Origin of the sequence: Pelotomaculum sp. PtaB.Bin117 (genome assembly GCF_002067195.1) — a bacterium.
GTDB classification, from domain to species: Bacteria; Bacillota; Desulfotomaculia; order Desulfotomaculales; family Pelotomaculaceae; genus Pelotomaculum_D; species Pelotomaculum_D terephthalicicum.
The window spans coordinates 1-11,844 of the sequence record NZ_MVQM01000140.1; the positions used below are offsets into that span (position 1 = coordinate 1).

General features: G+C 45.9%; 9 protein-coding genes. 4 read left to right on the plus strand and 5 right to left on the minus strand.

The window, feature by feature from the left end; genetic code table 11:
• Positions 1–2,679: UvrD-helicase domain-containing protein (locus tag A4E54_RS09960; RefSeq protein WP_286725969.1), on the minus strand; the 2,679-nt coding region annotated here is incomplete at its 3' end.
• 505 nt (positions 2,680–3,184) lie between these two features.
• The gene (locus A4E54_RS09965) at positions 3,185–3,628 is read right to left on the minus strand and encodes a CBS domain-containing protein (protein WP_240082537.1); all 444 of its coding nucleotides are present in this window, start codon (positions 3,626–3,628) and stop codon (positions 3,185–3,187) included.
• A 270-nt stretch (positions 3,629–3,898) separates the two neighbouring features.
• Between A4E54_RS09965 and A4E54_RS09970 the strand changes: the two genes are divergently transcribed.
• From A4E54_RS09970 to A4E54_RS09980, 3 genes are read left to right on the plus strand one after another with little or no spacing between them, the layout of a single operon-like run.
• A complete protein-coding gene (locus tag A4E54_RS09970; RefSeq protein ID WP_240082538.1) occupies positions 3,899–4,243 on the plus strand; it encodes a helix-turn-helix domain-containing protein in 345 nt (114 codons plus the stop codon).
• Between the two features lie 13 nt (positions 4,244–4,256).
• Positions 4,257–5,765, plus strand: a complete 1,509-nt coding sequence (locus A4E54_RS09975; RefSeq protein ID WP_240082539.1) for a DUF1538 domain-containing protein — start codon at positions 4,257–4,259, stop codon at positions 5,763–5,765.
• Positions 5,740–6,411, plus strand: coding sequence for a P-II family nitrogen regulator (locus tag A4E54_RS09980; protein ID WP_240082540.1), 672 nt, complete (start codon positions 5,740–5,742; stop codon positions 6,409–6,411). Before A4E54_RS09975 ends, A4E54_RS09980 begins: the two co-directional genes overlap by 26 nt.
• Positions 6,412–6,627: 216 nt before the next feature.
• Here the strand turns inward: A4E54_RS09980 and A4E54_RS09985 are convergent, their stop codons facing one another.
• The 3 genes from A4E54_RS09985 to A4E54_RS09995 all read right to left on the minus strand — a co-directional run bounded on the left by A4E54_RS09985 (position 6,628) and on the right by A4E54_RS09995 (position 10,968).
• Positions 6,628–7,800 carry an efflux RND transporter periplasmic adaptor subunit gene (locus A4E54_RS09985; RefSeq protein ID WP_286725973.1) on the minus strand — a complete coding sequence of 391 codons (1,173 nt, stop codon included), beginning with the start codon at positions 7,798–7,800 and terminating at the stop codon, positions 6,628–6,630.
• A 79-nt stretch (positions 7,801–7,879) separates the two neighbouring features.
• Positions 7,880–10,258, minus strand: a complete 2,379-nt coding sequence (locus tag A4E54_RS09990; RefSeq protein WP_286725975.1) for an ABC transporter permease — start codon at positions 10,256–10,258, stop codon at positions 7,880–7,882.
• Entirely contained in the window at positions 10,258–10,968 is a 711-nt protein-coding gene (locus A4E54_RS09995) for an ABC transporter ATP-binding protein (RefSeq protein WP_286725977.1), read from the minus strand. Before A4E54_RS09995 ends, A4E54_RS09990 begins: the two co-directional genes overlap by 1 nt.
• A gap of 371 nt (positions 10,969–11,339) precedes the next feature.
• On the opposite strand from A4E54_RS09995, the gene A4E54_RS10000 reads away from it, so the two are divergent.
• Entirely contained in the window at positions 11,340–11,798 is a 459-nt protein-coding gene (locus tag A4E54_RS10000; RefSeq protein ID WP_502687938.1) for a GyrI-like domain-containing protein, read from the plus strand.
• Positions 11,799–11,844 lie beyond the last annotated feature (46 nt).

The following is an 11,844-nucleotide window of genomic DNA, read 5'->3' on the forward strand; positions in this document are numbered from 1 at the left end:
ATATATGTTTTTTGCTTTAAGGTATAACAATAGGGAAGCGATATCCCCGGGGTTGAGCAAAAACCTGAAAAACGCCATCGCCTCACGGACCAACTTATCTGCGAGAAACTCGTCCCGTCCCACGACCACATACTGGATACCCTCTTTTAAAAAGCACTGCTCCAGAATTTCCGCCTGGCGATTGGTGCGGTATAATACGACAATATCGGAAAATCCTCTTGGTTGGTTTGCCGCAGGCCTTTTTCTGCGGGGTGCCGACAGTGTCTGTGTGTCAAGCATATCGATACCGCCAACCATACGGTTTATCTCCTTTGCCACAAACAGTGCCTCCGAAAATTCATCCTTGGTTTCTATGAGACGTACCTTTGCCCCGCTTTCCCTTTTTGCGTCGAGGGAACAGGCGCGCCCCCCCGCGGCTTTCTTTGAGATTACCGATTCGGCACTAATGATTATCTCGGGTGTTGAGCGGTAATTCCAAGTCAGCCGGACTTGCCGGAGGTCGGGGAAATCTGCTTTAAACCTTTCAAAATAACGGAAATCCGAGCCCCTGAAACCATAAATGGACTGGTCGGGGTCACCTATAATAAAAATACTCCCGCTTTTCTCACCCCATTTTTTGATCAAGCGGTATTGAATCCCGTTTATATCCTGGAACTCATCCACCAGCAGGTATGAGAAAGAGTTTGCCAGGCTCCTCTCTGATATACTTTCTGTGTTTGCAGACTCAAACCGCTTGAGCACTTCAAGCAGAATATCGTCATAGTCCATTACACCGTAACGTTCAAGCTGTGCGCAATATAAAGCGTATACCTCTGCCGGAACATCCGTTTTTTGCTGATCTCCTGCCGGCGCAACACCGCTTTTAATCAGCGATATTCTTCTCATGACATCCCTTGGAGAAATTTTCAACTGCATGTCCTTTAATATTTCTTCGATTATTGAAACGGCATTATATTCATCAATAATAGTTTTGTTATTCTTGCCTCTCCACTTGGACAAAATTTGCAGGCATATGGAGTGAAATGTTCCTATTGTCATTGCACCTGCCGTCCGCTTGTTCCCGAAATGCTTCTCCAGACGGACGCGCATCTCGTTTGCCGCCTTGTTGGTAAAAGTAACGGCGGTTACCTGCGAGGGATCTATACCGCATTTCTCAACAAGGTAGGCGATACGGCATACCAGTGTTTTGGTTTTTCCGGTTCCAGGACCGGCGATTACCGCGATTGCCGGGCTGGCGGATGAAACGGCTTCCCACTGCTCTCGGTTCAACCCGTAGGGAAAGCCTGAAGGAACGGTTTTAATAGTGTCCCCGCCGTTATCAGGCGGATAGGTATCTGCTAAAACCGGTGCCGGTTCCGCTTCATTTGCCGAAACCTTTATGTCCTCAATAGTTTTGGGTATATCGTTAAAAAAGCACAACTGGCCGGAAAGCATGTCTATCTCGCTTTTATCCATTATTTTGATTCTGCCGTATTCCCCGTCAAATCCGGGTTGTATCTCAACCTTGCCGCACCTCAGCCTGCGGATGCCTTCAGCTATGCATGGCCCTGCCGCCAGCTCAATATCGTTCAGCGGCGCCTCACGCAGTATAAACAACTCCGGTCCGAGGTTCCGAATAAGGTCATCGTACTTTTTCTTTACCTTCATACTGGCAGCGGTATAACCTATTGAGGCGGCTACCACCTCATGAAGCGGAACAAGGCTTTCAAAATGCTTTGCCGCCGGTGGTACGAACCCTTCTTCCCTGTCTGCAAGGGCTTCAACCCGGTGCAGCACTCCGACTGTGATCCTGCCGCCGCATACAGGGCATACGCCTCCCGCTGCTTTTGTATCCGCAGGCTTCCAGCACACCTTGCATGCCCTGTGCCCGTCATAGTGGTATTTGCCTTCCTCCGGGAAAAACTCCATCGTGCCGTGAAATTTCTTTGTGCTGCGGCTTTTTAAAGCATCCAACACGCCCTGATAAGAAAGCACGGTATCAAAGATATTTGCTTCTCTGCCCAGATTGGCCGGGGAATGCGCATCCGAGTTGGAAACCAGCGTGAAGTCATCCAGCGCGGAAAGGCGCCAGTTCATGGGCGGGTCCGAGGAAAGGCCCGTTTCCAGCGCATAGATATAGCCTGCGAGGTCCCCGAAACACTCCATAATGTCGTCAAAGCCGGAATAGGCGCCGTACAGTGAGAAATGCGGGGTCCATATGTGAGCAGGTATAAATATGGCCTCCGGGCACATATCAAGCACTATTTCCAGCAGATCCCTGCTGTCAAGGCCCAATATCGGCCTGCCGTCAGAATGCAAATTGCCTATGGCCTCAAGCCGGTGTGATATTGATTCGGCATGTTCCAGGCCGGGTAGTATGATCAGGTTGTGAACCTTTCTTACTCTTCCGTTTTTTTTGTATATTGAGCTGATCTCGCCGGAAACAATGAATTGAGGTTTAAAATCTGCTCCCGCGACTTTATCCTCTTTGCGGAAATCATTCTTAAGGGTATAAAGGCCTTCTCCCGAGGGGACAAGCTTCTCCTTTAATTCCTCACGCCAGGCCGGATGAGTGAAATCACCCGTGCCAATAACGCCGATCCCTTTACGCCGCGCCCAAAATTCAAGCACTTCAGGTACGCAATCCCTGCTTGTAGCTCTTGAGTATTTTGAATGTATATGAAAATCAGTTATAAACATTTAATTACACCTGCTTTTTATAATTTATAAAAAGCTTTATTTCCATTTTTATCATGTAATAACAAGTAATACCACAGTTTTTATTACATTTATCCAGATTTACCCTCTTTATTTTGCCACTTTTTTGCATAGACATCAACCCTGTCTCTTAACAATGACATAAACAGATACGTAATACTCCAGTTGCCCATTGCCTGAATCGGGTTGCTCCGATCTGCAACTAGATATTACAGTATCTTGTATTATAAATATAGTTCGTGCTATTCTATATCAGACATACCTTCAGGAATCCCAGGAAGGCCCCCCGCGAAAATCATTCAGGCTGCTGTTGCCAGGAACGATAGGAGAAGACAATTACTGTTTATGCGGTACTAGCGGTTGTTGTATTAGTTGTTATTTTCACCGATCGTATGTGGCGGAAAAAAGGCACTTGATTAAGCATGAAGCGGTGAAACCTCACTTCATACGCTCAAGATGGCCGTCGACGATCAACTCCGGATTCATGCTAATCTATTTCTATTTTTTTAAGAACCTCATATATGTTAAGATCGCCTAGAACATGCCCATCCTTATCTACCACTGCTGCCTCCTCAACATTTTTATCCAGCATTAATTGGAAAGCCTCTTCTAAAGACTGATCTATGTCAACAACAATGGCAGGCCCCATAATATTTTCTGCAACTAAATCGGGAGAAATATATTGAAAAAGTGTATTTACAGAATATGGTTTATTTCCGGTCAATGCTTTTTTTATAGCTACATAATTCATAATTTTTCTTAGAGTTATCCTCCCGACAATTTGTTTATAATCATCTATAACATAAGCACATCGACAAATGGGCACCTTCTGCATTATAAACTTTTTATGAATAGATTTTATTTTCTCATTTTTATGCACAAGAATAGGTTCCACCATAAAATTCTTGAAAACATCGGAAATTGTAATCATTATTATTAACAACCCCCAATCCAAATGAAAAAAGTAGTTGTCAGCAGCAAAAAACCGGTCAACCACTTTTTTATACTTAAGTATATTTACTGCACAAAAGATAAATCCCTCCATTTTTCTTTAAATATACATAATAACAGTTCTTTATTCTGACCATTGAAATCATTGTTTATTGAACTCATCGTCACCAAAAACCTAATTATTGTTCCCTATCGTTTACATTCGTGTTATAATTTTTTTAACAGCAAAAAAAAGAGGTGTATTACTTTAATGAGTATGTTGGGAAAATATATTGCTGACCAGAGAACGACAAAAAATCTTTCTATGCGAAAACTGGCTAATCTTGCCAAAATAAGCCATACTGAAATACACCGCCTGGAAGCCGGCGAAAGAAAAAACCCCTCGCCCTTTGTCCTGAAATCTATTGCCCATGCCCTAGATTTAAATTTCGAGGATATTATGGAGGCGGCAGGATATACAGATAATTTTTTATCTGCTTCAGTTTCACCGGTAAGTTTACCTGGAATTGAAGAGCTGGATGAAAAAGAACTGGAAGAGGTGAGAGACTTCATAGATTTTTTACGTAGCAAAAAGAGGTTAAAAAATATAACTTGAAAGGAAGTTGCATTTGAATATACTTTTTGAGAAATTCAAAGAAGTAATATTTTCCGTCCTGCCCATCACAGTTATTGTTTTGGTATTACATTTTACCCTTACTAATCTGGAAACACCCCAATTAATCAGATTTCTTTTCGGCGCTTTGCTCATAATTATCGGACTATCTATTTTTTTAGTTGGAGTAGACAAAGGAATCACTCCCATTGGCAATCTAATGGGAGCAACTCTCACGAAAACCAATAAAATATGGATCGTAGGCGTTGCCGGGCTCATTCTTGGTTTTTTTATTTCCATTGCCGAACCTGATTTGCATATCCTGGCGGGGCAAGTGGATTTTGTTACAGGCGGTGTGATACCAAAGTTTACCATTGTTGTCATTGTATCTGTCGGTATAGCAGCACTCCTCACCCTGGGTTTAATAAGAATAGTTTATAATATACCTTTATATAAACTTCTAAGCATACTATATTTAATTGTTTTTGTTTTAGCTATCTTTACTTCACCAGAATTTCTCGCCATATCTTTTGATGCTTCTGGTGCCACCACCGGTGCCCTGACCGTTCCCTTTATTTTAGCCCTTGCCTTAGGTGTTTCCACATTAAAAAAGGATAGTAAGGCTTCCGAAAAAGACAGCTTCGGTTTAGTTGCTATTACATCTGTAGGTGCTATAATAGCTGTAATGGTGATGAATATTATCGCTGGAACAGATGAAATCTCAGGAAGCCTTGAATATAGCGCCTTTGAATCAGCTTCAATTATCGCACCATTTATTCATGAACTGCCAATAATAGCGGGCGAAATTATTTTGGCACTGCTGCCTATCATAATCCTGTTTATAGTTTTTCAAAAGATATCATTTAAACTGCCCCGAAGATCCATTCATAAAATTATAAAAGGACTTGTGTATACATTTTTAGGGCTGGTCTTGTTTTTAGTTGGTGTAAACGCAGGTTTCATGGATGTGGGCAGTGTTATAGGATACAGCGTAGCATCTCTGGAAAACAAGTCTTATGTGGTAATTATCGGATTTGTTCTGGGTTTGGTAACCATATTAGCCGAGCCCGCCGTTCACGTACTAACTCACCAGATAGAAGAGGTTACAAGCGGATATGTCAAAAGAAAAGTGGTATTAGTAGCTTTATCTATTGGAGTTGGTGCAGCAATTGCCCTGTCCATGGTCAGAATAATCATTACCGAGGTACAATTATGGCATTATCTATTACCGGGATATATAATCGCCATTGCCATGAGTTATTTTGTACCAAAGCTATTTGTAGGAATTGCCTTCGATTCCGGAGGTGTTGCTTCCGGGCCTATGACAGCAGCTTTTATCTTGGCTTTTGCCCAAGGTGTGGCGGAAGCAATTGAAGGAGCAGATGTTTTAAGAGAAGGATTTGGCATGATTGCAATGGTAGCTTTAACGCCATTAATTGCTTTACAAACCTTGGGTTTTATTTTTAAAATAAAGTCCGCCAAAGGAGGAATGGAAGCTGATGGAGCTACAGAATTGTCCCGATAAAAAAGAATTTGAGCTGATTTGTATTATTGTAAATTTCGGCTTAGGAAGTAAAGCCATCAAGATTGCCAAAAAAAACGGAGTATCGGGAGGGACAGTTCTTTTAGGCAAAGGAACAATTAAGAACCGTTTTTTAGAGTTTCTGGAGTTAAATGACACAAGTAAAGAAATTGTCTTATTGATCGCTGACAAAACAACAGCTTACCAAGCTCTGACAATACTGAATAAAGAATTAGCTTTCCATAAACCCAATCATGGTATAGCTTTTACTATCTCTGTTGCCGACTTGCCGGGAAACAGAAGCTACCAATACCAAGATAATAAAGGAAAAAAAAGTGAGGGAAATACCATGTATCAGGCTATTTTTACCATCGTAGATAGAGGAAATGCCGAAGATGTTATTGAGGCGGCAAATAAGGGTGGCGCTAGAGGAGGAACTATTATTAACGCAAGAGGTTCCGGGATTCATGAAACGCATACCCTGTTCTCCATGGCGATAGAGCCGGAAAAAGAACTGGTAGTGATAATAAGCAAGAAAGATCAAATAGATTCAATCGTTGCTTCGATTAGAGAGCATATTCATATTGATGCACCGGGAAAAGGGATCATATTTATCCTTGACGTAAACAAAACTTACGGTTTATTTTAATACTTTATATAAAGCCTATCGTTTAAATTATCCACACCATATTTCCTTCCAAGCGTTGTCAATAAAAACTTTTTACAAATAATACAGTCCTACTTATGCTGGCAACTTGGTTTATAGGGATGATGAAAGCCGCAATTTATGCGGCTTTCATCGTTTAGCAAAATATAGCCAGCTTCAATTCGGCTGAACTGATGCTTGACGATTTTGCAATGCAAGTCAGGATTTCTTAACAGCTGGCTTAACCTTAGACTTCTCCTTCAACGCCAAGCTGCCATCCTTTACAACTTCATCTCCGGCTGACAGGCCGCCGGTAATTTCAATGTTATTTTGATCGCTGATGCCAGTCTGCACGGGACGGTGGTAAACTTTTTTGTTGATCACAACCATGACTTCCTTCTGGCCGTCTCCGGTGGTGCGTACCGCCTCCCGGGGCAGCGTCAGTATATCCTGACGGCTCAGGGTTTCAATGGCAACTTTTACCTCATAGCCGGATTTCAGATTGGCCTGATCCTGCAAAGTAACAATTACCGGCACGCGGCGCTGCAAAATACCCAGAGCGGACTGTTTTTCCTCGGCGCGGGGATATATTTGCTTCACTTCACCCGTCAGCACTTTCTGACCCAGTACCGGAGCAGTGACGGTAACTTTTTGCCCCATTTTGACATCCGCCAGATCGTCACTTAAAATGTCGGCTTTAATCTCCAATTGTTCCGGAATAGCCACACTGACCAGCAGAGTTCCAGCGGTTATTACCTGCTCCTGCTTGACCGGCAGGTTCAACACCATGCCGCCGACAGGACTCTTTACCACCAACTGCTGCTCTTTGGCACCATATTGCTGCAGCAACTGATTCAGACCGTCGGCCTGCGCCAGGGCGGTGTCCAGCAGGGATTGCTGCTCGTTTAAACTTTGCTGTGTTGTTTCCACCTGCAGTTTGGCCTTGTCATAATCCGTCTTGGCGACGGCTCCCGCCTGAAAAAGTTCTTGCATACGGTCAAGATTCTGTTTGGCATCGTTGAGTTCCAGCTGAATACGCTCCATAGCGGCCCGGGCACCGTCGGCAGTGGTCTGGGATTGAGACAGTTGGGAGCGCGCCTCGCTGATTTGCGCTGCCAGGTCCAAATTTTCCAGCAAGACAAGGGTTTGCCCCTGATGAACCGGCTGGCCTGTTTCCACCGGCACTTGAACAACCCTGGCGCTTTGAGTGGCATGAATGTCATAATTCGTCGCAGGCTGCACATAGCCGCTATCCGTTACCGTACAGACAATATTGCCCTGACTCGCCTGCACTGTTTCAACCTCCTGCCCGCCCCCGGCAACCGCCAACACGGCTATCACCAGGACGGTAAGGACTCCGGCCCCCAGGCAAAATTTTTTCTTACGCTTCATAACTCAACCCCTCCGACATCTAAAGACTATAACACTTGTTTACTCCATGAGCCCGTAGGTAAGCACCATACCGGCGCATTTAATCTCTATTCTTCAAAACATCCACCAGATCCAGCTTTTTCACCCCTTTTACCACCATCAGATGGCCGGCTAATATAAAGGCAATTCCTCCTAGGGCGGAAATCAGGTAGGTCTGGGGAGAAAATACCATCGGTATCGTAAATAGATCGGTGCTGACCGCTCTAACATACCATTCGGTCATAAAGCGGCCGAACGGCAGGCCTAATGCCACTCCCAGCAGCGACTGCAGGAGGATTTCTTTCAGCAGCAGGCCGGAGACCTCACCATTGGTGAAACCTAAAACCCGCAATGAGGCAAGTTCCCTTTTGCGCTCGGCGAAGCTGATCACCGAGGAATTATAGACAATAGCGAACCCCAGCAGCGCGGCAAAAATAATCATGATGGTTATGGTATAAAGCATACTGTCCAGGTTCTGGTTCAGGTTGTCCAGCTCCTTCCGGGGGCTGGAGATGGCGGAAACGTTGGTCATGTCATTTAATTCTTCTTCCAAGAGTCCGGTTTTACCGGGCTCTACCTTTAACATGGCTCCAGAAACAAGCCGGCTTTCCTGAAGGATCCGGTTGGCTTGATCAAGGGCGATGTAAGACCCGCTTCCGACAAGCTGGCTGTTAATGCCGGTAATTTTCACATCAGCATAGCGGGAAGGCCCCAGCCCCAGGAGTGTTTCCACTTCCACTGCGTCGCCGACCCGGGCGCCGAGTTTGGATGCCGTCCTCTGGCTGATGAGAATGCCTTCTTCCGGTAAATACAACGGCTTTCCGTTTTCGCCGGTCAGTTCTTTCAGAGTTAGCTCCGATGGCAGTCCCTGCAGCACATCGTCTTCGGAACGCCCGTTAAAATGTAGTTTTACCGGTATATCAAAGAGAGGTTCCGTTCTTATGACACCATCAAGGCGCGCCAGGTTTAAAAGTTCATATTCCTTTACCGGTGTGCCGAAGCGGACTAAAAAGTCGTAATGCTGTTCCTTATAGAAGTGTTGGTCAATCATATAATTAACTGAATCGTTGGAGAAGATAGACAGCACCAGCAAACCCACGGCAAAAATGACACCCATAAGAGTTACCGCGAACCGGCCCCACTTGCGGCAGACGCTCCTCAGACTCATCTTCCAGGTCGCGTCCAGCCTGCGCCAAAGCCAGGTCCAACGCTCGATGATTATTTTGCCGGTTCCCCGGGGCGGTTCAGGCCGCATGGATTCGGCCGGATTGATGGCGACTACCCCCCGGGACGCGGTCAAACCGGCGATAAGGCTCACCGCCATACTAATCATGAAACCGTATAGAATTGCTTTAGAGTTAATTCCGCCGATAGTCTCCGGCAGGTTAAAATAAATAGTGTATGTCTGGGAAAGGACCGAAGCAAGCGATATACCCGTCAAGGTGCCCAGCAAGGCTCCCAGAAAAGCCACTGACAGGGAATAGCCGGTATAGTGCAGCATGAGCTGCCGGCTGTCATACCCCAGGGCTTTCATCACGCCGATTTCCACGCGCTGAGCCTTGACCATCCGGCCCAGCATAACGAACTGGATGGCGGCGGCGACCCCCAGAAAAATCGCCGGCATGAAGCGGGACAGGGTGCGCAGGTTGTTAATCTCACTCTGCAGCACGTTATGGCTTAACTGGTCTTTACGGGGATAGCTGCACAGATTGCCGTAGGACTGCAGGATATTCTTAATCTGCTCAGCGATCTTTTTTTCGTCCGCTCCGGGAGCCAGTGACACCACCACCTGGTTTATCTGCCCGGAAAAATTCAGAATTTGTTCCGCCTGATTCTGGGGCAGCATGATGATGCCGAAGGTCTTGGGATCCGGCAGCAGCGTGGCCGCGTCTTTCATAGCAATAACAAATTCGGGGCTGGTGGCGGCGCCCACCACAGTCAGCGGAACTTGTTTACCTTCCGCCACAATATTAACTATGCTGTTGAAGGATAGTCCATTGGCTTTGGCATACTGCGGATCTGTAAGAATTTCCACGCCACCGCTCTGGGGGTATTTTTCAAAAAGCCGCCCGCTGAGCAAATAAAGACGGTTAACCTCGTTTTCCATGGGCAGGGGATAACTGATTAAACGGGCGGTTGCTCTTTGACGCTCATCTTTCAGTACCGGCACATCCTTCTGAATCCGCCCGGTGACTTTGCTCACCCCGGGTATCGCCTCAATCTGCCTGATTATTTGCAGGGGCGCCCTGATCACCTGAAAGTAGTAATCGGCAAAGTTGGTTTCTTCGTAAAACGACTCCTGAGATCTGCTCATATTGTAGTAGGCGGTGGACATCGAAATATAAACGCATATGCCAACCATCACCACAGCCGCCACCGCCAGGAACTGACCTTTGGTATTCCGGATGGTGCGCCACAGTTTCCTGGTTAAGACGCTCATTACCACTCAATCCTTTCGGGTGATACCGGGGATTGATTCTCCGTTATTTCCACAATATTGCCGCTGCTCATGCGTACAACCCGGTGCCCCATGGCGCTGATGGGAGTGTTGTGCGTGACTATCACCACCGTGCTGTTCCGCTCCCGGTTAATTTTGGCCAGCAAGCTCAGGATCAGTTTGCCCGTCTGGTAGTCCAGCGCGCCGGTGGGCTCGTCGCAGAGCAGCAGGCGGGGGCTTTTGACCGCCGCCCGGGCGATCGCCACCCGCTGCTGCTCGCCGCCGCTCAGCTGGGAGGGAAAGTGGTCCATTCTGGCATCTAAGCCGACCTCTTTTAACACTTCTTCCGTGGGCAGCGGCTTGTCCACCAGCTCGGCCGCCAGTTCCACGTTTTCCCTGGCTGTCAGGTCCGGAATAAGATTGTAGTGCTGAAAAACAAAACCCAACTCGCAGCGTCGAAATTGGGTTAGTTTGCTGTCTCCGGCCCGGCTCAAGTCTTCTTCACCGAAACATAACAGGCCGCTCGACGGCAAGTCCATGCCGCCGATAATGTTCAGCAGGGTGCTCTTGCCGGAACCGCTGGGACCCAGGATAACCAGCAACTCGCCCTCATATATGAACAGAGAGGTTTCTCTTAATGCCTGAACGGTCACCTCGCCCATCACATAGTTCCTGGTTACCTGATTAAGTTTCATCAACACTTTTTTAGCCATTGTATTTTATCCTCTAGCCATAGTTCATCCTGAAACGTTTTATAATTCTATTTCTTGCAACAAACTTCCTTCATAGTCTGTCTCTATTATAGTCTGGCAAATATACCCAGGAAACATCAGCCGGCATATCGGCAATCCCCACCCTAAAAATCTAATTCATTTAATATTCGTCCTTAAATTAAGCAATAATACCATTACCGCCCTTAGGGGAAATTAAATCAAAGACTATTAATCTTAATCTTTAATCAGTAAACAATCGGTAAAGCCCTTTACTCCAGAACTGATGTTTGGTATACTGTTAAAAACGATTTATCGTCATATGGTTCATTGACGGCCAACCAAATTACTTAAAGAAAAGTGAGGAAATGATGATGGGATTGAAAATTGAATTAAACGAGCAGAAGTCACAACCCGTGTTGTTTATCAGAACAAGAACGGCGGTAGAAAACTTGCCCAAAGTAATTGGCGAATCCTATGAAAAAATCATGCGGTATCTGGCCGAACTCGGCGAGCAGCCGGCAGACGCGCCGTACGCGGCCTATTACAACATGGACATGAAGGATTTAGACGTGGAAATGGGCTTTCCCGTCGCAAAATTGTTGTCTGCAAAAGGAGCCATCAGATCAGGTGAAATCCCCCAGGGCAAATATGTGTCCGCCATGTATAAAGGCGCATACAGTCAAATGGAGCAGCCATACAACGAGATGTTTAAATGGATGGAAGAAAACGGCTATGAACAGAAAGGCGTGTACTACGAGTTTTACTTTAACTCACCAAATGATGTGCCTGAGAGCGAGCTTTTGACCAGGATAGCCATACCGGTAAAATAACGAGGCTGCTGCTTCGGGCGCATGAAAAGAAGCAAGGTAACCTGCC